Here is a 22,505-nt window from a genome sequence, read left to right as displayed (position 1 = left end):
TTCGAAAGTGAAACACTTTCAAACTTCCAGCTCCCCATGCGCTGCTTCTACAGCATTATGTATTAGTGTTACGTACTGTGATGTCTTAGATATTCCCGTGCCTTCGTCTTCTATAGTGCCAAACTTCTTAAGGGCTGTAGCCTCGTCGTAAAGCGATACTTCTTCATTTCTGGAAGCATCTTTTTGAAGATGAAGAAGGTATTCTATGTTGCCTTCAGGGCCTCTTATTGGCGAATAGTCAAGATGAAGTATCTTAAAACCTACAGCATCTGCAAAGTCAACTATTCTGTTTATAACCTCTTCGTGGACCTTTTTATCTCTTACGACACCTTTTTTGCCAACCTTGTCACGACCTGCCTCAAACTGTGGTTTTATAAGTACCACCATCTGAGCGCCGTCCTTGAGAAGCTTTCTGGCAGGCACCAGTATCCTTGTAAGTGAGATAAAAGATACATCGCATGAAGCAAAGTCTATATCATCATCAATCTGGTCTCTGGTCAGATATCTAAAGTTAGTCTTCTCCATGCATACGACTCTTTCGTCGCTTCTAAGCTTCCAATCAAGCTGTCCATGACCTACATCTACGGAATATACCTTAGATGCTCCATTTTGAAGCATACAATCGGTAAAGCCTCCTGTAGAAGCTCCTATATCCATGCATGTAAAGCCTGTAAAATCAAGTTCAAATGTCTTTACAGCTTTATCAAGCTTAAGGCCTCCACGACTCACAAACGGAATCGTAGCGCCCTTTACTTCGATATTTTTTATCTTGTCTTCCTGAAAGGAAGTTCCCGGTTTATCTTCTCTTTGACCATTGACAAAAACATCTCCTGCCATGATCAAAGCTTTGGCCTTTTCTCTAGACGTTACAAGCCCTCTTTCAACCAAAAGTACATCTAATCTGGTTTTAGGCATTATCTCTTGTCCTCCATCCTGTCAAGCTCTGCTTTGATCTTCTGTGCTATAGACTTCTCATCAATTCCAAGCATTGCCATAAGAGTATCAGGGCTTCCGTGTGTTACAAACTGATCAGGAATACCTATATTCATGATCTTGGTATTACAACCTTTTTCACCAAGAAGACTTCTTACCTTTTCGCCAAATCCGCCTGAGAGAACATTCTCTTCCATGGTCACGATAAGAGGATGCTTATCAGCTACTGAGAGGATATACTCTTCGTCAATAGGCTTTACAAATCGGGCATTGGTAAGAGAGCAGGCTATTCCCTGAGCGGCAAGGATCTCGCGCACCATTACTGCTGTCTTAACCATGCTTCCTACTGCGAGAAGGAGTACTCCTCCTTCTTCAAATATTGGCTCAGCCTTGCCCATCTCAATAGGCGCTCTCCAGTCAACAAGACCTGCATAAGCCTCTCCTCTTGGATATCTTATCGCTATAGGTCCGTCAAAATTAACTGCAAACTTCAGCATATCGGACAGCTCCCACTTGTTCTTAGGCGCCATGATATGCATGTTTGGCATACTTGATAGATATGAAAGATCGAATATTCCCTGATGAGTCTCGCCGTCAGAGCCAACAAGTCCTGCTCTGTCTATCGCCAGAACTACAGGTAGATTCTGAAGACATACATCTTCTATGATCTGGTCATAAGCTCTTTGAAGGAAAGTGGAATATACTGCAAAAACAGGTCTCATGCCACCTTCTGCAAGTCCTGCTGCAAATGTTACAGCATGCTCTTCAGAGATTCCCACATCAAAGAACCTGTCAGGGAACTTGTTCCTGAACCTTTTTAGTCCTGTTCCATCAGCCATAGCAGCTGTGATAGCACATACCCTTGGATCACGCTCACCAAGTTTCCACATAACTGTAGAGAATATATCCTGATATGCTGCAACCTTTCTGTGGTGCGCAGGGATACCATTTTCTATATTAAAAGGCTCTGCTCCGTGGAATCTTGAAGGATGCTTTTCTGCAGGCTCATAGCCCTTGCCTTTCTTGGTAATAACATGGAGCATAACTGCTTTCTTAACCTTCTTGGCTTCCTGAAGTTCATGTTCAAGAAGAGCTTCATTATGGCCATCTATAGGGCCCAGATAAGTAATACCAAGGTTTTCAAAGAGCATACCTGGCACGAAGAACTGCTTGAAGTTATTCTTGACGTGGCGGATCTTCTCGATAACTCGTGTCTGACCCGAGAGCTGCTTGTATACATCAGCCTTGAGGTTGAGATATCCGTCCATAGTACGTATATGTCCCAGATATTTGGACATACCTCCGATACTTTCGGATATAGACATGTTGTTATCATTGAGGATGATTATAAAGTTAGTCTCAAGCTTGGCAGCATTATTAAGAGCCTCATAAGCCATACCGCCAGTGAGTGCTCCGTCACCTATCACAGATACAACTGTATAGTCTTCTCCTCTAAGGTCTCTTGCTTTGACCATTCCAAGGCCGGCAGAAATAGAGTTTGAGCTGTGTCCTGTATCAAAGCAGTCTGTATCAGACTCAGACTTTTTAGGGAAACCGCTTATACCTCCGAACTTACGAAGGTTATCAAAATCATTCTTTCTTCCTGTAAGTATCTTATGGGTATAGCACTGGTGTCCTACGTCCCATACGATCTTATCTTCAGGTAGATTAAGGCTTCTGTGAAGAGCGATAGTAAGCTCCACAGTTCCAAGATTTGATGCAAGATGACCACCTGTAACACTGAGCTTTTGGACAAGGAAATCACGTATTTCCTGTGAAAGCATAGGCAGTTCGTTCTCAGGTATATTTTTTACATCTCCGGTCTTATTTATTTTATCAAGTATAATTTTATCCATTTTCTTTCACGCAGCTTTATTAGTTATCTCTGTGAATGAGCCAGGTAATAAGCTCTTCCAGGAAAATATCTTCATGACCTTCCTGGCTTTCAAGCTCTCTTAAAAGTTCAAGAGCTTCATCAGAAAGTCTAGCTACTTCCTCTTTTGATTTATCAAGTCCATAAAATGTGACATAGGTTGTCTTGTCATTCTTCTCATCAGAACCTATCGGCTTACCAAGCTTGTCCTGGTCTCCGATAACATCAAGTATATCGTCCTGAATCTGGAAGGCAACACCGACATTCTGACCTATCTGCTCCATCTTATGAACATCACTTGCGCTTGCACCTGCAAGGATAGCACCGATCATAAGCGCACTCTCAATAAGTGCTCCTGTCTTGTTCTCATGTATGAAGAGAAGATCGTCAGGTGTCACATCTTGTCTATTCTCAGCCTCAATATCCGCACACTGACCGCCGATCATGCCATATATTCCCGCTTTTTCAGCAAGAACAGTAAGCGCTGCCAGCATACGGCTTGATACACTTCCATCATACTCCGGAAGATCTTTGCACTCCTGAGCAGCCTGAAGGGCTGTCTCAAAAGCAAAATTCAAAAGACCATCTCCGGCGATAGTTGCTATACCGGGGCCATAAACAGCATGTGTTGTCTTTTTTCCACGTCTGAATTCATCATTGTCAAGCGCCGGAAGATCATCATGCACAAGAGAGTATGTATGTATCATCTCAAGTGCAGCCATGAAAGGTCCAATGATCATCTCATTTCTTCCACCGAACATAAAATATGCTTCGCGCATAAGAACAGGTCTTAGTCTCTTGCCACCGGCAAGAACACTGTAATTCATGGCTTCAATGACTGTTTTCTGACGACCTTCTTCTCTTGGCAAATAGCTTGTTATAATATGCTCTGCCGCTTCAATTCTCTCCTGACGCTTAATTTCAAAAGTTTCATCGGGATCTGACATATTTTCCTCCATTATTGCCTTTACATCTTAAGTAAATTATTTATAATTCACTCTTTATCTCTAGATCTGGTTTTTAGGTCCAAAGTTATGACCCTACATGGTCATAATCTCTTTATTCTTCATCATCTTCAAAAATCTCAAGGTCTCCGTCTTCAGATATCTTGAGTGCATCTTTCTCAACCTTGTCGATCAGACTTCCAGCTGTCTTTAGAAGATCCATTCCTTCCTTGTATCTTCGAAAAGAGTCTTCCAATGTAATATCATCTTCCTGCATTGCAGAAATAACGTCATCAACTCTTTTAAAAGCTTCTTCTATGCTTATATTTTCAAGGTTTTCTATATTTAATTCATCTTTGGCTGTGTTTGGTTTAGTTTTCTTTGCTGCAGGCATCTCCCACCTCATTCTATGCATTCTTGAATATGGATTATTTTAAGAAAACATACTATGTGTATCAGTTGATATAGTTTTGGCATATATAGTTCCATCTGTGACTTTGACTTTAATATCCTTGCCCGGAGCAGTCTGACTTACGCTTTTTATGTTGTTGCCATTTTCATCTTCCACATATGAAAAACCGCTTTTCAGCTTATCAAGCGGAGACAATCCCTTCATCTTCTCAATTCGGATATCCAGCATATTCTTTTTTTTCAAAAGCTGCTGTTTCCATAACAGATTTAAAGTATCAACATAATCAGCCTGCCTCATCCTCCTGTCCCTTATTCTGGCCCATGGAGAATACGCTCTTAGCATACTCTGTCTTACTTTCAGCTCATGCTTATATGAACTTAGCGTCGCATCCAGCTGTCCGTAAAGGATATTCCTATAATCCTCTATATCTGACATAAACCTTTGATACTCATACACAGCCAGTTCTGCAGCTGCTGACGGGGTTGGTGCCCTAAGGTCTGCTACATAATCAGCTATTGTTGTATCTGTTTCATGTCCAACTGCAGATATGATGGGAATCGGGCAATCAAATATAGCCTGTGCAACAGACTCATCGTTAAAAGCCCACAGATCTTCGATAGATCCTCCGCCTCGTCCAACTATTATCACATCAACATCAGTGCTTGCAAGAACCTGCAACCCTCTGACTATACTGGCAGGAGCATCAACTCCCTGCACGATCGCAGGGTAGAGAATAATCTGCACGTAGGGGTTGCGCCTTCTGGTAATGCTGATGATATCACGCACTGCAGCTCCTGTGGGAGCAGTCACAACTCCAAGTGTACGTATGTATTTTGGAATCTCTTGCTTGTACTCAGGTGAGAACATTCCAAGTTCTTCCAACTTCTTCTTCAGCTGTTCATACTTCTCATACAGCTGTCCGGTTCCGTCAGGCTCTATATTTGTAGCATAGAGCTGGTAACTTCCGCCTTTGACATATACGTCACAGCTTCCGGTTACCTGCACCTGCTGGCCCTCTGTCATCTGAAACTTAAGACCGTTTCTGTTTCCACGAAACATAACACAATTAAGAGTTCCTGACGGATCCTTTAAAGTGAAATAGATATGACCCGAAGAATGATACTTGCAATTGCTGACTTCGCCCTTAACCGTGAGCTTCCTAAGAAGGAAGTCCTGGTTAAACATTCCCTTAATATATGAATTTACCTGTGCTACGGTATAAACATTATTCTTAAGCAAATTTAGCCAATACTCCGTTAACGAATGAAGCAGATCCATCCTGACCAAACTTCTTGGCAAGTTCAACTGCCTCGTTAATAGCTACTCCTGTAGGTATGTCTTCATCAAATTTAATCTCATATACCGCAAGGCGGATGATAGTAAGATCAACCTTGGCCATACGTTCTGTATCCCAGCCAAGTGTCTTCTCATTGATCATCTCGTCAATCTGTGGCAGTTTTGCAGCGATCTTCTCATATTTATCTCTGATCTTATCTGCATCTTTTTCTGCTAATCTCTTAGCATCAGAATTCATAAAAAGGTCTTCTGATTCAGGGAGATCCTCTGAGAAGAGCTGTTCCTGCTCTGCCATCTCCTCTATAGGATTAAATTCTACACGAAACAGGAGCTTAAATACCTGCTCTCTTTCTTCACTTCTTTTCATAAACTATTTCCTTTTCAATGTTCAACTACAAAACTTACGCTTCAGCTACGGTAATACCTGAAATGTGTACGTTAACATCTGTAACGTTTAAGCCTGTCATGTTCTCAACCGTGCTCTTAACACGAGTCTGAACCTTCTGGCTTGTTGCAGGGATGTTAAAACCATATCCCATTAAAAGAGCAAGGTCAACAGCTACATTCTTACCGCTAAGCTGTACTCTTACGCCCTTAGTGAGCTTCTTACCACTCTTTTGAAGTGACTCAGATGTAATATTACCCGGCATTCCGGAAACTCCATCTATCTCCATAGCAGCAAGTGCTGCTATCATCCCAATAACGTCATTTGCGATCTTAACACTTCCGATATCTGAATTCTCTCTCAAATTAAAAGAGCTGTTATCAGTTGTCTTTTCCATAACAATCTCCCTTTCAAATAGAATAATACTAAATTAGCTATATTTCTGTATTTTTAGAATCATAGATTATAAAAATATAATCAATAATGATTATAACTGTTTTTATGCATTTTGCAAAGAAGGCGCATTTAAGGGCTTTAAAGCCATATAATAAATGTAAGTGTCGCATCCTGAGCAAGATATACTGCTCTTGTAGACATCGCCGGAAGGTAATTAAATACTTTTCCTGTGTCACTTGCAAAAAGATATGTCTTCATCTCATTGAACGTATCAGCGTCAGTGCACTTAAATGTCACACTACTACTGCCATCTGATATAGCCTGTGTAAAAAGACTGCTCAGTTTTGCTGTGTCGATGCTGTCAAAAAGCGCATTCTCTTTGACAAAATAGTTGTCTTTAGTTGCTGTGCACACAGGCATTTGGACAATCTCATTTATCTTATGGGTTGCAGAAAGCTCTTGTGTAGTAACGCATAAATATGCATAATTGACCACTTCTGTGTCACTCGCTACAGAACCTGAAAAAGAAGAATCTCCCCAGGTAGGATCAACATAATACCAGTTTCCATCTATCTTTACAATATCCCATGCATGTGTGGACGTTGTTTGACCATTATCAACTGTTCCTGATACCATCTCACAGGTGATCCCAACCTTTTGAAGAAGGTATTGTAATGTCTTGGCATAGCCTTGACAAACGCTTTCTTTATTCAATAGTACAGAACAGATGTTCTGGTTATCCTCTGATCCTATCCTGTACTGCGTATTAAGTACGATGTAATCATAGAAATACTTGACGATCTCGTACTCATCTGATGTATCAGGCATCCCCTCTATTATGATATCAGCAGCATATGCAAGCTCATCCTCTCTTTCAGATATCTGATCTGATGAAAGAGTATATTTACCGCCATAAGTAAGAGCTTTGATCTCTTGCGTATCAGGATCCATATACCTTTTCATAACATATCCGTCTATATAAAAGATCTCAGGATGATCATTCAGAACGCATTGCTGCACAATCTCAACTTCATCCATATCCGTAGTGCTTACATAAATATCGTCTGCCTGACAAGACATGATATGTAATATCTGAGCATAAAGACTTTGCTGATCACTATTAAGCTGATCAAAATAATAATATCCTTCTTGCTCAGCCTTTATATCACCGATTCTATCCTCAGATAGTCCGATATCATCCAGATCTTCCTGCATCTGACTTGTAGGATAATCCCCTGTTGCAGTACTTTCTATAATACTTTCATAGAGGTCCGAAGTACTGTTATGACCACTACTGCTGTCTTGTTCCGGGGAAGTCGCGCCTTCTTTTGCAGTTGTATCCGTAAGTTCTTCATATATATCTTCTATCTCACGGCCTGCAATCTGCGCGCCTTCACCAATATCACTTGCAAGTTCACCGGCAATATCTACTGCGTCATCCAGACTGCATGCTGTAAGCGATGCACTTATGAATAGACAGACAGCAGCAATGAACAACGTTTTTATGCATGATATAAAGTTTCCAGATCCGTTCGTTACTGTTTTTCCTTGTTTTGACATCTCCCAACCTCGTTAATCTTGAATCAACTCACAACCGCATGCCAAGAGCAAGGCTAGTGGCTAATGGCCCGACATTGGTGATCAATATATAATCTCAAAATCAGTTCTTACGGAATTCTGAAAGCACAAGTCCCTCATTACGCTTAACAGTCATATCAACGCTCCACTCATTAATGAAAAGAAGAAGTGGACGATCGTTCATATCTTTAATCTTCTTCATGTCAGAAGTTCCAACAAGTGAAGACATATCTGTATCAGAATCTACCCATCTTATATATTCATAAGGGAGATTCTCCAAAATGATATCAACGTTGTACTCATTCTTTAAGCGGAACTTAAGAACATCAAACTGAAGTATACCAACTACACCTACGATAATCTCTTCAAGTCCGGTATTGAACTCCTGGAAAATCTGGATCGCACCTTCCTGAGCTATCTGCTGGATACCTTTAACGAACTGTTTACGCTTCATGGTATCAACCTGACGAACTCTTGCAAAGTGTTCAGGCGCAAAGGTCGGGATTCCTTCATACTTAACATTGTCCTTTGGCATACATACAGTATCACCTATTGAGAAGATACCCGGATCAAATACACCGATGATATCTCCTGCATATGCCTCAGAGAGGATCTTTCTTTCATCAGCCATAAGCTGCTGTGGCTGAGACAATCTGAATGTACGTCCTGACTGAACGTGCTTGATCTCCTTATCTGCATCATATCTTCCTGAACAGATTCTCATGAATGCGATACGGTCACGGTGTCTTGCATCCATGTTGGCCTGAATCTTGAATACAAATGCAGAAAAATCATGCTCTACAGGATCGATAACTTCATCACCTGACACACGACCTGTAGGAAGTGTAGCCATCTGCAGGAAGTTGTGAAGGAATATCTCCACACCAAAGTTCTGAAGAGCTGAACCAAAAAATACAGGAGTAAGCTGTCCTGCACGAACTGCATCAAGGTCAAACTGAGCTCCTGCGCCATCGAGAAGTTCCATTTCTTCCTGAAGCTTCTCATAAGCATCTTCACCAATCTGATCAAGAACAGCAGATTCATTATCAAAATCTATGAAGTTCTCTTCTCCTTCTTTAGTTCCCTTCTCTGTACCTGAGAAAGTAACTATCCTGTTTTCTTTTCTTTCATAGATACCCTTAAAGTTCTTACCTGAACCGATAGGCCAGTTAACCGGGCAAGTCTCTATTCCAAGGTTATCTTCGATATCCTGCATCAGATCAAATGTGTCCTTGGCATCACGGTCAAGCTTGTTGATGAATGTGAATATCGGAATGTGTCTCATGGTACAAACCTTAAAGAGCTTCTTGGTCTGTGCCTCAACACCCTTACTTGCATCTATAACCATGACAGCAGAGTCTGCAGCCATAAGTGTACGATATGTATCCTCAGAGAAATCCTGGTGTCCTGGTGTATCAAGAATATTGATACAATGATCTTCAAAATTAAACTGAAGTGCTGATGAGGTAACTGAGATACCTCTTTGTTTTTCTATTTCCATCCAGTCAGAAACTGCATGCTTGGCAGTTGCCTTACCTTTAACAGAACCTGCCTGATTGATAACTCCACCATAGAGAAGAAACTTCTCAGTAAGTGTTGTCTTACCTGCATCAGGATGGGATATAATGGCAAAGGTTCTGCGCTTTGCTATTTCTGCTGCTGTCTTCTTATCACTCATTGTTAAATAAACCTCTATTAATCCTAGTCTACATAGATGATACTGATCATCCGGTAGCTTATCTACACATATCTTTTAAAACTCTAATTAAGCCCTTTTGTGCCGGGGCCTAATAAAAGCCGGTATGTTTTTTCCACACCGGCCGATTTACACAACATAAAGAGACTGTCTTCAAAGCTCTAAAGCTTATCAGGCAATCTCTTATTTTTAATGTCAGTTCTGAGCTACATCCTTCATAGAGAAGCTGATTCTGCCCATACGATCCTTGCCAAGGCATACAACAGTTACTTCGTCGCCAAGTGTAAGGATGTCTTCTACATGATCAAGTCTTTCTTTAGAAATCTTAGAAATGTGTACCATTCCTTCTTTTCCGGGAGCGAACTCGATGAATGCACCAAATTCCTTGATACTTACAACTTTACCCTTGAAGATCTGACCTTTCTCGAAATCTGTGATGATGATTCTGATCATCTCTTTAGCTTCATCAAGCTTTGCCTGATCTTCGCCGCAGATAGAAACCTTACCATCATCTGTGATATCGATCTTAACACCTGTACGAGCGATGATCTCGTTGATAGTCTTACCGCGCTGACCAACTACATCACCGATCTTATCAACAGGTACTTCCATAGAGATGATCTTAGGAGCGTACTTGGATACTTCCTTACGAGGCTCAGCGATAGCATCGTGCATTACACCGTTCATGATGAACTCACGAGCGTCCTTACATCTTCCGATAGCGCCTTCAACGATAGCACGTGTAAGACCATGGATCTTGATATCCATCTGAATAGCTGTGATACCCTTGTGTGTACCTGTTACCTTGAAGTCCATATCGCCGAAGAAGTCTTCGAGACCCTGGATATCTGTAAGAAGTACGAAATCATCATCTGTATCGCCTGTAACAAGACCACAGCTGATACCTGCAACAGGAGCCTTAATAGGAACACCTGCAGCCATAAGAGCCATACAGCTTGCACATGTTGAAGCCATGGATGTAGATCCATTGGACTCAAATGTCTCTGATACGGCACGGATTGCATAAGGGAACTCTTCTGCTGAAGGAAGTACTGGAAGAAGAGCACGCTCTGCAAGAGCACCATGTCCGATCTCACGACGTCCCGGTCCTCTTGAAACCTTAGTCTCACCTACAGAGTAAGCAGGGAAATTGTACTGGTGTATATATCTCTTCTCTGTAACGAAAGGATCAAGACCTTCTACTCTCTGAGCCTCTGAAAGGGGAGCGAGTGTTACTACGTCACAGATCTGAGTCTGTCCACGAGTGAACATAGCAGAGCCATGTACTCTAGGTATAAGATCGATCTCAGCTGAAAGAGGTCTGATCTGTGTGATCTCACGTCCATCAGGTCTCTTGTGATCTTTGAGGATCATCTTACGAACAGTCTTCTTCTCATACTGATATACAGCATCGCCTACGAAAGCTGCCCATTCTTCATTCTCAGCAAAACGTGGATCTGCAAGGATCTTCTCTGTTACATCATCCATGTTCTTGTCTCTGACCATCTTGTCGTCAGTAAATACAAGATTCTCCATCTCTTCAGGAGTTACGATAGTCTTGATCGCATCAAAGATCTCCTGAGGAACTGCTGCAGAAACATAAGGCTGCTTCTCTTTACCTATCTCAGCAACGATAGAGTTGATGAAATTAACAACCTGCTTGTTGACAGCATCTGCTTCATAGATGTATCTGATCATATCCTGCTCAGGAACTTCCTTAGCTCCGGCTTCGATCATGATAACCTTCTCAGCAGTAGAAGCAACTGTAAGCTTCATATCTCCGTTGTCCCACTGTTCCTGTGAAGGATTGATGATCATCTGTCCGTCAACAAGGCCGATCTGTGTAGATGCACAAGGACCATCCCATGGAATATCAGAAATAGCTACAGCAATGGATGATCCGATCATTGCAACAAGCTCAGGCCTGCATGCAGGATCAACTGCCATAACCATGTTCTCAACAGTTACGTCATTTCTCATATCCTTAGGGAAAAGAGGTCTCATAGGACGGTCGATCATACGGTCTGTAAGGATCGCGTTCTCTGATGGCTTAGCCTCTCTTTTATTAAATCCGCCCGGGAATTTACCGATTGAATAGAACTTCTCACTGTACTCGATGTTAAGTGGGAAGAAATCAACACCGTCACGAGGTGCCTTAGCTTCTGTTGCTGTGCAAAGAAGTGTTGTATCGCCATACTGAACGAAAGCGCATCCGTTTGCCTGTTTACCAACCTTGCCTATCTCAACCTTGAGAGTACGTCCGGCAAGATCCATTGTGTAAGTTTTTACCATTTTTTCTCCTTCTTGTGCTGCTCATCCGCAATCCCCGTTTTTCAGAGGCGCGTGTGCAGTACTCTTCTTCTCTTTTCTTCTACTATATTTACGGCTTATTCAAAATTTCTGATATAAGCAAAAAGGCAGGGACAACTGAAGATACAGTCTCCCCGCCCTTGTGAACAGAATTACTTTCTAAGACCAAGTTCCTGGATCAGCTTACGATATCTCTCAATATCCTTTGCCTTAAGGTATCCAAGAAGATTACGTCTCTGACCAACCATCTTAAGAAGACCACGTCTTGAGTGGTGATCCTTAGGGTTCTTGTCAAGGTGAGCATTGAGCTCAGCGATTCTCTCTGTGAGAACTGCTACCTGTACTTCCGGTGATCCTGTATCACCAGGCTTTACAGCGTACTTGTTGATAATCTCTGTTTTCTTTTCCTTTGAAATCATTTCTTTTCTCCTTTATACAAGTCGCCTGTTACCGGGTCCGGGTCGGAGATCCATAAACCAGGTAAAGGTCATTTCTATTATGCCCTTAAAATATAAGGACAGCTATTTAAACTTATCACATCTAGAACAAATTGTAAAGTATCTTTTGATTTATCGTATTTTATTTATGAATTTTGCTTATATGTATCCCTACTCGCTCCAATTATGTTTAGATGTTTCCATATTGTGGTGATATATTCTTCCATTCTCTACGTCACTGCTCATCTGAGCTTTGAGCTCATCTATACTGTTAAACTTCATCTCAGGTCTTTTGAATGACAGAAGTGATACAGAGATATCCTTATCATAAAGATCTCCCGAAAAGTCATACAGATATGTTTCAGATACAACAACGTCTTCATCTGTAATAGTCGGTTTAGTACCAATATTGGTCATACCTCTGAGTATCTTATCTCCAACATGGACTACAGAATAATATACACCGTTTGGCGGAAGGAGCTTTTCTTTAGAAGGTATTACATTGACTGTAGGAATACCTATCGTACGTCCAAGGGCACGTCCGTGGCTTACAACACCGTGTATTGTATATGGGCATCCGAGGAGTCTTGCAACCTTTTCCATATTGCCATTAGTAACTTCCTGCCTTATAAGGGTTGAACTGACTTCTTTGCCCTCAAGCTCGACCTTGTCAATAAAATGTGTCTCAAAATCATATTCCTTGCCAAGAGCCGAAAGGAGCTTCCAGTCACCTCTTCCTTTATCTCCAAATGAAACGTCCATTCCTGCTGCAACATACTTAGCACCCATCTGGTCCACAAGATAACGCTTTACAAACTCCTCAGGACTTGTAGCTGCAGTCTGTTCATTCATAGGGAACTCTATCAGAACATCTATCCCGTTTTGCAGGAACCATTCTCTTTTTTCTTCTCTTGTAGTAAGTCCGGGGACAACATGTCCTGCAAAAAAAGATGCCGGAGACGGATCAAAAGTAAAGATCACAGTCTTTCTTCCGTTATTCTTCTCCTCTATAAGGTCTGACAGCAGTTTCCTGTGGCCTTTGTGTATTCCGTCGAATTTGCCGATAGCAATTGCTGACGGACCTTCTATATGAAAATCAGTTGTATCCTTTATTATTTCCATTGTTTTTCTACTTTCAGTAAATATATAGTAAACTCTGAATTTATCTCGAGCTATCCATGCACTTCCAGACATTCCCAATTACACGATGTAACAAGGACGCATCTTCTAACACGCTCATATTGTTATGGAGTATAGAAATTCTTATCAACGCAGAAACGCTTTATCTTTGCATTGTATTTATAAACTCCAAAAAACAAACCGTCCTGATCATATACACGAACTCTTGTTCCATCCTCGTACATCGCATCCTTTTTCTGAGAATCCTGTGCTTTGTCAGGCTCTGCATCGCAGATATCCATAACCGTAAAAGGATTGCCGTTCTCTATAAGCTTACGGCAAGAGCTCTTTACATGAACACTATCAAGATCCTTAAAGAAGTCTTCTACAGGAACCACCACATCATTTACTTTATCTTCATCACGGAGCTTCTCAAGCTGTCCAAGCGTGATGGCGGTATCAAGGTGAAAGCTTCCAACAGCAGTTCGTGTAAGATGTGCCATCGCACCGCCGCATCCAAGCCTAAGACCTATATCATTACAAAGCGTACGGATATAGGTTCCTTTACTGCACCTGACTTCCATTGTAAACTCATGCCTGTCGGCAAGGTGGCTTGTATCAAGGATCGAAATAGAATCAATATGTATCCTTCTGGGCTTTCTCTCTATCTCCTTGCCTTGTCTTGCAAGTTCATAGAGCTTCTTGCCTCCAACTTTGATCGCAGAATACATAGGCGGAATCTGATCATAGTCACCGACAAAAGCCTGTGCCGCCTCATTAAGAGCATCTACATCAGGTATAGTATCCTCAGGATACTCTCTAATAACTGTTCCTGTCATATCCTGGGTATCAGTTTCTACTCCGAGCCTGCATACAGCTATATACTCTTTGGTATGATCTGTCAGCTCTTCAACAAGCTTGGTACCGCTTCCTACACAGCAGACAAGGACACCTACAGCTTCAGGATCAAGTGTTCCCGTATGCCCTATCTTCTTCATCTTAAGGATTCCACGCATCTTGGCAACTACGTCATTAGAGGTAAATCCTGGTTCTTTATATATATTTATAAGACCATTATAATTATTAGCCATAAAAACCTTTCAAAAGATATTATTTTAATCAGCCAGATCATTACTAAATTTAATCTGATCATGAATGAGTCGCAGCACTAATCTCTTGTGCTACAAAAGGGGAACGACTGTTCATCGTTCCCCTATCATTATCACTGCATAAGTTCTTCAATCTTTGAAATCACTTTAGCAAAAATATCTTCAAGATCTCCCTGCATTGTGATTCCGGCAGCTCTGTCATGTCCGCCACCACCGAAGCTTTCGGCAACTTTGGCAACATTGACAGATCCATCACTTCTAAGAGAAAGTTTGTACTCATTCTCTGAAAGCTGATGTGCATAAAGTGCACATCCTACGCCTACAGTGAGCTTGAGCTGACTTACAATTCCTTCAAGATCGCTTCCCTTGGCATTATATTCATTCAGGGTTTTAAGATCTGTTGAAGATACGATAAGTCTTCCATCCAGCATAAGCTTACTGTCAAGAAGTGCTCTTCCCAAAAGCTGCATCTGTGTATATGTCTTTTCGAAAAAGACATGATCTATAAGCTTATCGAATTCAAATCCGTAAGTGATCAGCTTACCTGCGATCTCCATTGTCTTTTGTGATGTATCAGAGTATTTGAATACTCCTGTGTCTGTTACCATTCCTGTATATAATGCCTTAGCAATATCCACGTCGATAACTTCAGGATCCATCACTTCATAACAAAGCTCGCACACACTGCTTGCCTCGGGATATATATAATTGATATCTCCGGTACCTTCTTTATTGGATATATGATGATCTATGTTGATCTTTATCTTGGCCTTGTCAAAAAAGGCTTCAGCGCCATCTGTACGACCCTTGCCGGTGTCCAGAACTATAAATGCATCATAACTATCAACATCTGTTTCAAAACTTGTATTAACATCAGAAGTTCCGGTAAGGAACGAATACACTTTTGGTATCTCCTGAAGGAATACATCAATTCTGGCAGCCGGATATACCTTCTTAAGGTACAGATACATTCCAATACATGAGCCTACACAGTCACCATCAGGTCTTACATGCCCAGTGATTCCTATAGTCTTAGCGCTTCCGATAACTTCTTCAATTCTCATCTTCTTCCTCTATTTCCTCATCACCACGAGCAGCTCTTACTTCATTATCATGAGCTGTAACTTCATCGATCTTCTTGGTCATGTCAATAGCATATTCTATTGAATCATCCATTATGAATCGAAGCTGTGGTGTATTACGAAGATTAATAGTACGCGCAAGTGTAGAACGTATATATCCGGAAGCACTTGAAAGTCCTTCCATGGTCTGCTGGCGATCTTCGTCGTTGCCAAGGACACTAACCCATATCTTACAGGTCTTAAGATCCGGAGCAACCTCGACATCCATTACGGATGTCATAGGGCTGATACGGGGATCCTTGGAAAAACGAATTGCTTCAGCTACAACCTTCATAACTTCGCCGTTGATACGGCTGTTTTTTATACTGTTTTTTCTCATAAGCTTAGTCCCTCGGAACTTCTACCATGATATAAGCTTCAATGTTATCGCCAACATTCATGCCGTCAAATCCGTCAAATACAAGACCACATTCGTAGCCTTCCTTAACTTCCTTAACATCGTCCTTGAAACGCTTAAGTGACTTAAGATCGCCTTCGAAGATCAACTCATCGCCTCTTCTTACGCGAACCTTGCAGCCCTTCTGGATGTTACCGTCAAGTACGAATGAACCTGCGATATTTCCGATAGAAGAAGCCTTGAATATCTGACGAACTTCTGCATGACCTGTGATCTTCTCTTCGTATACAGGAGCAAGCATTCCCTTAAGGGCAGCTTCTACATCATCGATAGCCTGATAGATAACCTTGTAAAGCTTGATCTCTACGCCTTCATGCTCAGCCATAGACTTAGCTGTTGCATCAGGTCTTACATCGAAACCAATGATAATAGCATTGGAAGCAGATGCAAGTGATACATCAGACTCTGTGATAGCACCAACGCCGCCATGGATTACCTTAACCATAACTTCTTCGTTGGAAAGCTTCATAAGGCTTGCCTTAAGAGCTTCTACAGAACCCTGTACATCTGCCTTGATGATGATATCAAGTTCTTTGAGCTTACCTTCCTCAATCTTTGAGTACAGATCATCAAGAGACATCTTAGCCTTAGTCTCTTCGATAAGGTCTTTCTTGTGCTGCTGCATGTAGATGTTAGCATACTGCTTAGCTTCCTTATCGGAATCATGAGCTATGAATACTTCACCTGCATTAGGTACGTCTGAAAGACCAAGGATCTCTACAGGCTGTGAAGGAGTTGCTTCCTTAACACGTCTGCCCTTGTCATCAGCCATAGCACGTACACGGCCTGAGCTAGCTCCTGCAGAGATGAAATCTCCAACATGAAGTGTACCCTTTTGTACCAGTACGTTAGCAACAGGACCTCTACCCTTATCAAGCTTGGCCTCAAGTACAAGACCTCTTGCTGTACGGTTAGGATTAGCTTTAAGTTCAAGGATATCTGCTGTAAGAATGATAGTCTCAAGGAGAGTATCGATTCCCTCGCCGGTCTTAGCTGATACAGGTACGAATTCTGTTGATCCGCCCCAATCTGTAGCTATAAGACCATATTCTGTAAGTTCCTGCTTAACACGATCAATATTAGCACTTGGCTTATCAATCTTGTTAACAGCTACGATTATTTCGATATTGGCAGCCTTAGCATGGTTGATAGCTTCTACTGTCTGAGGCATAACACCATCATCTGCAGCTACAACAAGAACTGCGATATCAGTAGAGTTAGCACCACGCATACGCATAGCTGTGAATGCTTCGTGACCGGGAGTATCAAGGAATGTAACCTTTCTATCCTTGACAGATACCATATAAGCACCGATCTTCTGTGTGATTCCGCCTGCTTCCTTCTCAGTAACAGCTGAATCACGAATCTTATCAAGAAGTGATGTCTTACCATGATCGACGTGACCCATTACGCAGACAACAGGAGCTCTTGGTACAAGATCCTTCTCGTCCTCTTCATCCTCTTTAAGAAGTTCTTCGATAACGTCAACCTGAACTTCCTTCTCACAGATGATGTCATATTCGATTGCAATATTCTCAGCCTCTTCATAAGAAAGAGTTGTATTAACTGTAACGATCTGACCTGCAAGGAAGAGCTTCTTGATGATAACAGATGGCTGCATCTTCATCTTCTCTGCAAGTTCCTTGATAGTAAGGCTTTCAGGAATAGTAATTGTCTTGATCTGCTCAACAGGCTCCTCTTCCTTCTTGACCTCAGGCTTAATGAAGCGGCCTACGCGCTTGCTGCGTGGCATCTCTTCCTCTTCATAATCCTTCTTGGTCTTCTTGTCCTTGTCGAATCTACGATCATTGTGACGATTGGACTTCTCTGTAGGTGCATCAGAAGCTGCTGCAAATGAAGCTCCCTGACCTCCTCTTCCTGCTCCCGGTCTTCCGCCCTGAGAGTTTCTGTCAAAGCTTCTTCCACCGCCCTGACCATTTCTGTCAAATGAAGGTCTTGAACCCATGCCGCCCTGGCCCGGTCTTCCACCTTGAGAGTTTCTGTCAAAGCTTCTTCCGCCGCCCTGAGAGTTTCTGTCAAAGTTTCTTCCACCGTTCTGAGAGTTTCTGTCATTACGATCGTTACGATCGTTTCTGCCCTGACCGTTTCTAAAGCCGCCGGCATTTCTGTCATTTCTGTTCTGACCCTGTCTGCGATCTTCAAAGTTTCTGCCCTGATTACCGGAATTCTTGTTATCACGAGGCTGAGATGACTGATTTGATTCAGTCTGCTTGGTCTCATTAACCTGAGGCTTCTTTACATCATTCTTTACATCATTCTTGACTTCAGTCTTAACTTCAGTCTCAACCTTTGCAGGAGCAGCCTCCTGAGCTTTTGGAGCTGTTTCTGTATTAGCTGGCTTAACCGGCTGCACATTCTTAGGTGCCGCAGGCTTATCCTCTGTCTTACGAATGTTTGATTCATACTCAAGCTGAGATGGTGCTGTCTTAGGCTTGATAGGATGATATACATTCTGGCTGGAAGCAAATGAATTGTTTCTTCCATTCTGGCCATTTCTTCCCTGGCCGTTTCTCTGATTATCAGAACGATCTCTCTTCTGATTCTGATTGGATGAGTTATTATGGGATGAACCAAAAGAGTTACCTCTGGCATTTCCCTGATTGCTCACAATAATGATCTTCTTTTTCTTTTTAGGCTGATTATCAGCCGCTGCCTGACCGGCCTTTGGTGTTTTATCTGCTGCTATCGTGTTCTTATCTTCCTTTACTTCTTTTTCGCTTTTGTTATCATCTAAGGCACTATCTGCAGCCTTAGACTGTGGTGTATTAGATGCACCGTTTTTGCCAAAATGTTTTCTGGCTTTGTCTGCATCATCATCCTCAACAGAACTGGTGGAACGTTTTGCAGATTCAACGCCTTTTTCCTGCAAGAAGCTTACAACTTCCTTACTCTCTACTCCAAGCTCCTTAGCAAGTTCGGATATTTTAATCTTTGACATTCGTTTCCCCTCCGTTCTGTTCTATGGTCTGCAGTTTCTTTAAAAGAGCTTTGGCAAGCCCCTGATCAGTGATCGCCAGGCTGCTCCGCTCCGATTTGCCTATTGAAAGTCCCAGAAGGTCTTTCTGCCCGAAGACTTGGACCGTTACATTATGGGACTTACATTTGTTTAGCATTTCTTTCCTTGTATTGTCTGAAGCGTCAAGACTTACTATTACAAGCTTCGCCTTGCCCGACTGGATATTCTGAAGGGTTCCGGTCTCACCGGAAGTCACCTTACCGGCCTTCATGCACAAGCCCAGGAAAGAATAGATTCCTTGTTCTTCTTTGGTCATGTTCCTAAAAGCTCCTTCTCCAGCGCATCATATATTTCAGCGTTGATACTTTGTTTAAAAGAACGTTCAAGCCCTTTGCTCTTACGGGCTTTTGCAAGACACTCAGCATTATTGCAAATATATGCGCCCCTGCCGTTTTGTCTGCCCGTCTTATCAAGAACCAGCTCGCCTTCCGGCGTCTTTATGATCCTTATCAGTTCTTTTTTTTCTTTCATCTCACCGCATCCGATACATTGACGCATCGGTATCTTTTTTGCCATTCAGACTCCTTTATTGTTACCGAAACAAGTTTATATCAAATCCAGATACCTTATTTCGAATAATACTGATTTGAAATATTTATTTCAATAAATATTCATCCCTAAAAAAGGAAACGAAACATTACTCTTCGTCAGATGATTCTTCAGAAGCCTCATCAGAAACCTCTTCATCAAGAACTTCTTCAACGGCTTCATCGATCTCGTCTTCTGAGAACTCCTCATCTTCATACTCTTCTTCGTCATCAAGATAATCTTCATAACGGAATCCCGGAGCATCCTTAGCCTGAGTCTCAGACTTAATATCAATCTTGTATCCTGTCAGTCTTGCAGCAAGGCGGGCATTCTGTCCTTCCTTACCAATTGCAAGTGAAAGCTGATAATCAGGAACAACAACCTTAGCTGTCTTCTCATCAGGATCAGCAAATACTGCAACGATCTTAGCAGGTGAAAGAGCATTCTGAATAAGATTACCGGGGTTTTCATCCCATTCGATAACATCGATCTTCTCACCGCGAAGCTCTTCTACTATAAGGTTTACTCTGCTGCCGTTAACACCAACACATGCTCCTACAGGATCTACATTAGGATTCTGAGAATATACGGCAATCTTAGTACGGCTTCCGGCTTCTCTTGCGATAGCCTTAACTTCTACAGTACCATCCTTGATCTCAGTAACTTCCTGCTCAAAGAGACGCTTTACAAGATCAGGGTGTGTACGTGAAACAAGGATACGAGGTCCCTTGTTGCCATTTCTAACCTCAAGGATGTAAACCTTGATCCTGTCTGTAGGACGATAGCTCTCACCCTTAACCTGCTCATTCTCTGTAAGAATAGCATCAGCATGTCCAAGGTTTATGGAAATGTTACGTCCGATGAAGCGCTGTACTACACCTGTTACGATGTCATGCTCCTTCTCGAAATATTCATTATAGATAGCGCCGCGCTCTTCTTCACGGATCTTCTGAAGAATGACATTCTTGGCATTCTGTGTCGCAATACGACCGAAGTTCTTAGAGTCAAGCGGAACTCTTACTATATCGCCGACTTTGGCATGTTTGTCTATCTTGGTAGCATCTTCCGGTGATATATCCTCAGCCGGATCCATAACATCATCAGCTGTCTCCACTACAGTCTTCTCGGCATATAAATGGAATTCACAGGTCTGTCTGTCGACCTCAACTTTTACATTGTCCGCCTTGCCAAAATTGTTCTTGCATGCGGTCATGAGAGAATTCTCAATTGCATCAAAAAGGCTTTCCTTACTGATATTCTTCTCTTTCTCCAATGCATCAAGTGCTTCCATAAGTTCTTTACTCATGTCTTTTCCTCTTCTTCCTTTCTGCGCCTTAGCGCATCACCATTAAAAATCCAGTGACAGTCTAATGACTGAAATATCTTTTCTCAAAAAAATCTTGTCTGTATCCTGAATTGTGATCGTAACGTTATCAGCATCAAATGCCTTCAGGATTCCTGTAAACTCTTTACAGCCATCTACAGGTTTATAAGTTTTTAAATCCACTTCCTGACCGAGACTGTTCTCAAAATGTCTGTCCTTTTTGAGCTGTCTCCCAAGGCCGGGACTTGAAACCTCAAGTGTATAAGCGTCTTCAATAAAATCGTCTGCATCAAGCGCATCCGACAGATCATGGCTCACATCAACACAGTCGCCAATGTTAACTCCGCCTTCCTTGTCAATATAGGCGCGAAGATACCAGTCTCCTGCCTCCTTGACATATTCAACATCATAAACAGTTGTGCCATGCTTCTGGGCAATAGGAGTAAGTAACTCTTCAGTTCTTCTCTCAATATCTTCTTTTCTCGACATATGCCACCTTTCACATAATACTTATTGCAATCATGATCTTACTTCTTGGTAAATTCGCCTTATGCAATCGAGTAGGCTGACTCCTACTCGATTTCGCACACGAACATTCCGCACTTCGTGCTCCATGTTCTTACAACCGGCAAATGAATTTGTATGCAAGCATCCATTCGCTTGCCGGTCTTGTGCAACAAAAAAGCGGACTCGCGAAAGTCCACTTCCCAAAAACCACATAATTACTTTATAACCATACCACCTTTATGCAAAAACGTCAAGTTTTGTAATGGCAGGTTAAAAACTTCCCAAAAGTAAGTCCAAAGCCTTGCATCAGGGCAAAAAATATACCGCAAATTTCAATCTGCGGTAACTTTCGGGTTGGGCTGCTCTTTTCCGCTTCAGTGTTTAAAAACAGTGAGTAGCTCGTATCGGAATCGAACCGGTGATTCTGCCGTGAGAGGGCAGCGTCTTAGCCTCTTGACCAACGAGCCATGTTTTTGTCGGTGCATTGAACCGACTTGAACAAGATACCATGTTATCTATATTAATGCAAGCATTATTTTGAATTTTTTCAAAAAAATATTTTTATCAGCGCATAGCCACTGTTTCCTGAAGTGATACGATCTTGTCTGCAGCGCATACAAGTATCGCCTCTCTTGATTTTGGCGGATGCAAAAAAGTAAGTGGCCACATGTGACTACGGATTATCTGCGCCTCTTTATCTGTAAGATCAAAATCTCTTAACGCATTCTCCATAGCTGACTGAGGATGTGTAAATCCATGAAGATGAAAAAACTTGTGCATAAGTCTAAAAGGAAGTATCCAGTTCTCCGGCGCCTTCTTGATCACGAAATCTTTGTGCCAGTCATACAGAAAATAATCATGCAAAAAAGCACCTCTAACAAGCTCTCTCTCACTTGATCTAAGTCTAAACGCTCTGTCCAAAGCATAAGAAAGTCTTGCTACTCTCATACAATGATCAAATGTTGTTATCCTGCCATGCTGTATATATTTTTTCATCTGCTGTGATCTTGCATCCTTAGCAATCTCATCCACAAGCAGTTTAAAATGTATTTCTCTTTCAACTTTGGTCATAACTGATACTC

The 22,505-nt window shown here is 41.9% G+C and carries 21 protein-coding genes and 1 tRNA gene; all 22 read right to left on the bottom strand.

All coding sequences use genetic code 11. The annotated features are described in order from the left end of the window. Positions 1 to 18: 18 nt before the first annotated feature. Positions 19 to 915 (bottom strand): TlyA family RNA methyltransferase, encoded by an 897-nt coding sequence (locus BMX21_RS14775; RefSeq protein WP_022757518.1) that lies wholly within the window; start codon positions 913 to 915, stop codon positions 19 to 21. After that, a complete protein-coding gene (gene dxs, locus BMX21_RS14770) occupies positions 915 to 2,780 on the bottom strand; it encodes a 1-deoxy-D-xylulose-5-phosphate synthase (protein WP_027205297.1) in 1,866 nt (621 codons plus the stop codon). Before dxs ends, BMX21_RS14775 begins: the two co-directional genes overlap by 1 nt. Before the next feature lie 28 nt (positions 2,781 to 2,808). Beyond that, the gene (locus BMX21_RS14765; protein WP_022755053.1) at positions 2,809 to 3,753 is read right to left on the bottom strand and encodes a polyprenyl synthetase family protein; all 945 of its coding nucleotides are present in this window, start codon (positions 3,751 to 3,753) and stop codon (positions 2,809 to 2,811) included. A 112-nt stretch (positions 3,754 to 3,865) separates the two neighbouring features. After that, positions 3,866 to 4,144 (bottom strand): exodeoxyribonuclease VII small subunit, encoded by a 279-nt coding sequence (xseB, locus tag BMX21_RS14760; RefSeq protein ID WP_177174059.1) that lies wholly within the window; start codon positions 4,142 to 4,144, stop codon positions 3,866 to 3,868. Between the two features lie 39 nt (positions 4,145 to 4,183). Beyond that, positions 4,184 to 5,347 (bottom strand): exodeoxyribonuclease VII large subunit, encoded by a 1,164-nt coding sequence (xseA, locus tag BMX21_RS14755; protein WP_051199708.1) that lies wholly within the window; start codon positions 5,345 to 5,347, stop codon positions 4,184 to 4,186. Positions 5,348 to 5,393: 46 nt separating this feature from the next. Beyond that, positions 5,394 to 5,825, bottom strand: a complete 432-nt coding sequence (gene nusB, locus BMX21_RS14750; protein WP_022757513.1) for a transcription antitermination factor NusB — start codon at positions 5,823 to 5,825, stop codon at positions 5,394 to 5,396. Positions 5,826 to 5,859: 34 nt separating this feature from the next. After that, positions 5,860 to 6,240 (bottom strand): Asp23/Gls24 family envelope stress response protein, encoded by a 381-nt coding sequence (locus BMX21_RS14745; RefSeq protein WP_022757512.1) that lies wholly within the window; start codon positions 6,238 to 6,240, stop codon positions 5,860 to 5,862. 137 nt (positions 6,241 to 6,377) lie between these two features. Then, on the bottom strand, positions 6,378 to 7,799 hold the full coding sequence (locus tag BMX21_RS14740) for a transglutaminase domain-containing protein (protein ID WP_092045532.1): 1,422 nt from the start codon (positions 7,797 to 7,799) through the stop codon (positions 6,378 to 6,380). Positions 7,800 to 7,899: 100 nt separating this feature from the next. Continuing rightward, the gene (locus BMX21_RS14735; RefSeq protein WP_092045530.1) at positions 7,900 to 9,495 is read right to left on the bottom strand and encodes a peptide chain release factor 3; all 1,596 of its coding nucleotides are present in this window, start codon (positions 9,493 to 9,495) and stop codon (positions 7,900 to 7,902) included. Positions 9,496 to 9,708: 213 nt separating this feature from the next. After that, complete coding sequence (locus BMX21_RS14730; protein WP_092045528.1) at positions 9,709 to 11,805, bottom strand: polyribonucleotide nucleotidyltransferase; 2,097 nt, start codon at positions 11,803 to 11,805, stop codon at positions 9,709 to 9,711. Positions 11,806 to 11,975: 170 nt separating this feature from the next. Further along, positions 11,976 to 12,242 (bottom strand): 30S ribosomal protein S15, encoded by a 267-nt coding sequence (rpsO, locus tag BMX21_RS14725; RefSeq protein ID WP_022755061.1) that lies wholly within the window; start codon positions 12,240 to 12,242, stop codon positions 11,976 to 11,978. 189 nt (positions 12,243 to 12,431) lie between these two features. Beyond that, positions 12,432 to 13,382 carry a bifunctional riboflavin kinase/FAD synthetase gene (locus BMX21_RS14720; protein ID WP_027205301.1) on the bottom strand — a complete coding sequence of 317 codons (951 nt, stop codon included), beginning with the start codon at positions 13,380 to 13,382 and terminating at the stop codon, positions 12,432 to 12,434. Between the two features lie 122 nt (positions 13,383 to 13,504). Then, a complete protein-coding gene (gene truB / locus BMX21_RS14715; protein ID WP_027215742.1) occupies positions 13,505 to 14,470 on the bottom strand; it encodes a tRNA pseudouridine(55) synthase TruB in 966 nt (321 codons plus the stop codon). 131 nt (positions 14,471 to 14,601) lie between these two features. Then, entirely contained in the window at positions 14,602 to 15,552 is a 951-nt protein-coding gene (locus BMX21_RS14710) for a DHH family phosphoesterase (RefSeq protein WP_092045526.1), read from the bottom strand. Continuing rightward, positions 15,542 to 15,949, bottom strand: coding sequence for a 30S ribosome-binding factor RbfA (rbfA, locus tag BMX21_RS14705; protein ID WP_022755065.1), 408 nt, complete (start codon positions 15,947 to 15,949; stop codon positions 15,542 to 15,544). The genes BMX21_RS14710 and rbfA overlap by 11 nt, the downstream gene beginning before the upstream one ends. 4 nt (positions 15,950 to 15,953) lie before the next feature. Next, positions 15,954 to 18,986, bottom strand: coding sequence for a translation initiation factor IF-2 (infB, locus tag BMX21_RS14700; RefSeq protein WP_092045524.1), 3,033 nt, complete (start codon positions 18,984 to 18,986; stop codon positions 15,954 to 15,956). Next, entirely contained in the window at positions 18,973 to 19,320 is a 348-nt protein-coding gene (locus tag BMX21_RS14695) for a L7Ae/L30e/S12e/Gadd45 family ribosomal protein (RefSeq protein ID WP_092045522.1), read from the bottom strand. Before BMX21_RS14695 ends, infB begins: the two co-directional genes overlap by 14 nt. Beyond that, entirely contained in the window at positions 19,317 to 19,580 is a 264-nt protein-coding gene (gene rnpM, locus BMX21_RS14690) for an RNase P modulator RnpM (protein WP_022755068.1), read from the bottom strand. The genes BMX21_RS14695 and rnpM overlap by 4 nt, the downstream gene beginning before the upstream one ends. A 121-nt stretch (positions 19,581 to 19,701) precedes the next feature. Next, positions 19,702 to 20,898 (bottom strand): transcription termination factor NusA, encoded by a 1,197-nt coding sequence (gene nusA / locus BMX21_RS14685; protein ID WP_092045520.1) that lies wholly within the window; start codon positions 20,896 to 20,898, stop codon positions 19,702 to 19,704. Positions 20,899 to 20,940: 42 nt separating this feature from the next. Continuing rightward, positions 20,941 to 21,405 carry a ribosome maturation factor RimP gene (gene rimP / locus BMX21_RS14680; protein WP_022755070.1) on the bottom strand — a complete coding sequence of 155 codons (465 nt, stop codon included), beginning with the start codon at positions 21,403 to 21,405 and terminating at the stop codon, positions 20,941 to 20,943. Between the two features lie 413 nt (positions 21,406 to 21,818). Next, positions 21,819 to 21,890 (bottom strand) — tRNA-Glu (locus tag BMX21_RS14675). A gap of 97 nt (positions 21,891 to 21,987) precedes the next feature. After that, entirely contained in the window at positions 21,988 to 22,494 is a 507-nt protein-coding gene (locus tag BMX21_RS14670; protein WP_034490408.1) for an HD domain-containing protein, read from the bottom strand. Between the last annotated feature and the right edge of the window lie 11 nt (positions 22,495 to 22,505).

This window comes from Butyrivibrio sp. TB (assembly GCF_900110805.1).
GTDB lineage: Bacteria > Bacillota > Clostridia > Lachnospirales > Lachnospiraceae > Butyrivibrio > Butyrivibrio fibrisolvens_C.
The sequence above is the reverse complement of the archived record's forward strand: the minus strand, read 5'-3'. Positions and strand labels throughout refer to the sequence as shown.

Excerpts from the sequence above, each read along its gene's own strand:
- BMX21_RS14775 (WP_022757518.1), bottom strand. The coding sequence starts at position 915 with ATGCCTAAAACCAGATTAGATGTACTTTTGGTTGAAAGAGGGCTTGTA.
- BMX21_RS14765 (WP_022755053.1), bottom strand. The coding sequence starts at position 3,753 with ATGTCAGATCCCGATGAAACTTTTGAAATTAAGCGTCAGGAGAGAATT.
- xseB (WP_177174059.1), bottom strand. The coding sequence starts at position 4,144 with ATGCCTGCAGCAAAGAAAACTAAACCAAACACAGCCAAAGATGAATTA.
- xseA (WP_051199708.1), bottom strand. The coding sequence starts at position 5,347 with ATGTTTAACCAGGACTTCCTTCTTAGGAAGCTCACGGTTAAGGGCGAA.
- nusB (WP_022757513.1), bottom strand. The coding sequence starts at position 5,825 with ATGAAAAGAAGTGAAGAAAGAGAGCAGGTATTTAAGCTCCTGTTTCGT.
- BMX21_RS14745 (WP_022757512.1), bottom strand. The coding sequence starts at position 6,240 with ATGGAAAAGACAACTGATAACAGCTCTTTTAATTTGAGAGAGAATTCA.
- BMX21_RS14740 (WP_092045532.1), bottom strand. The coding sequence starts at position 7,799 with ATGTCAAAACAAGGAAAAACAGTAACGAACGGATCTGGAAACTTTATA.
- BMX21_RS14735 (WP_092045530.1), bottom strand. The coding sequence starts at position 9,495 with ATGAGTGATAAGAAGACAGCAGCAGAAATAGCAAAGCGCAGAACCTTT.
- BMX21_RS14730 (WP_092045528.1), bottom strand. The coding sequence starts at position 11,805 with ATGGTAAAAACTTACACAATGGATCTTGCCGGACGTACTCTCAAGGTT.
- rpsO (WP_022755061.1), bottom strand. The coding sequence starts at position 12,242 with ATGATTTCAAAGGAAAAGAAAACAGAGATTATCAACAAGTACGCTGTA.
- BMX21_RS14720 (WP_027205301.1), bottom strand. The coding sequence starts at position 13,382 with ATGGAAATAATAAAGGATACAACTGATTTTCATATAGAAGGTCCGTCA.
- truB (WP_027215742.1), bottom strand. The coding sequence starts at position 14,470 with ATGGCTAATAATTATAATGGTCTTATAAATATATATAAAGAACCAGGA.
- BMX21_RS14710 (WP_092045526.1), bottom strand. The coding sequence starts at position 15,552 with ATGAGAATTGAAGAAGTTATCGGAAGCGCTAAGACTATAGGAATCACT.
- rbfA (WP_022755065.1), bottom strand. The coding sequence starts at position 15,949 with ATGAGAAAAAACAGTATAAAAAACAGCCGTATCAACGGCGAAGTTATG.
- infB (WP_092045524.1), bottom strand. The coding sequence starts at position 18,986 with ATGTCAAAGATTAAAATATCCGAACTTGCTAAGGAGCTTGGAGTAGAG.
- BMX21_RS14695 (WP_092045522.1), bottom strand. The coding sequence starts at position 19,320 with ATGACCAAAGAAGAACAAGGAATCTATTCTTTCCTGGGCTTGTGCATG.
- rnpM (WP_022755068.1), bottom strand. The coding sequence starts at position 19,580 with ATGGCAAAAAAGATACCGATGCGTCAATGTATCGGATGCGGTGAGATG.
- nusA (WP_092045520.1), bottom strand. The coding sequence starts at position 20,898 with ATGAGTAAAGAACTTATGGAAGCACTTGATGCATTGGAGAAAGAGAAG.
- rimP (WP_022755070.1), bottom strand. The coding sequence starts at position 21,405 with ATGTCGAGAAAAGAAGATATTGAGAGAAGAACTGAAGAGTTACTTACT.
- BMX21_RS14670 (WP_034490408.1), bottom strand. The coding sequence starts at position 22,494 with ATGACCAAAGTTGAAAGAGAAATACATTTTAAACTGCTTGTGGATGAG.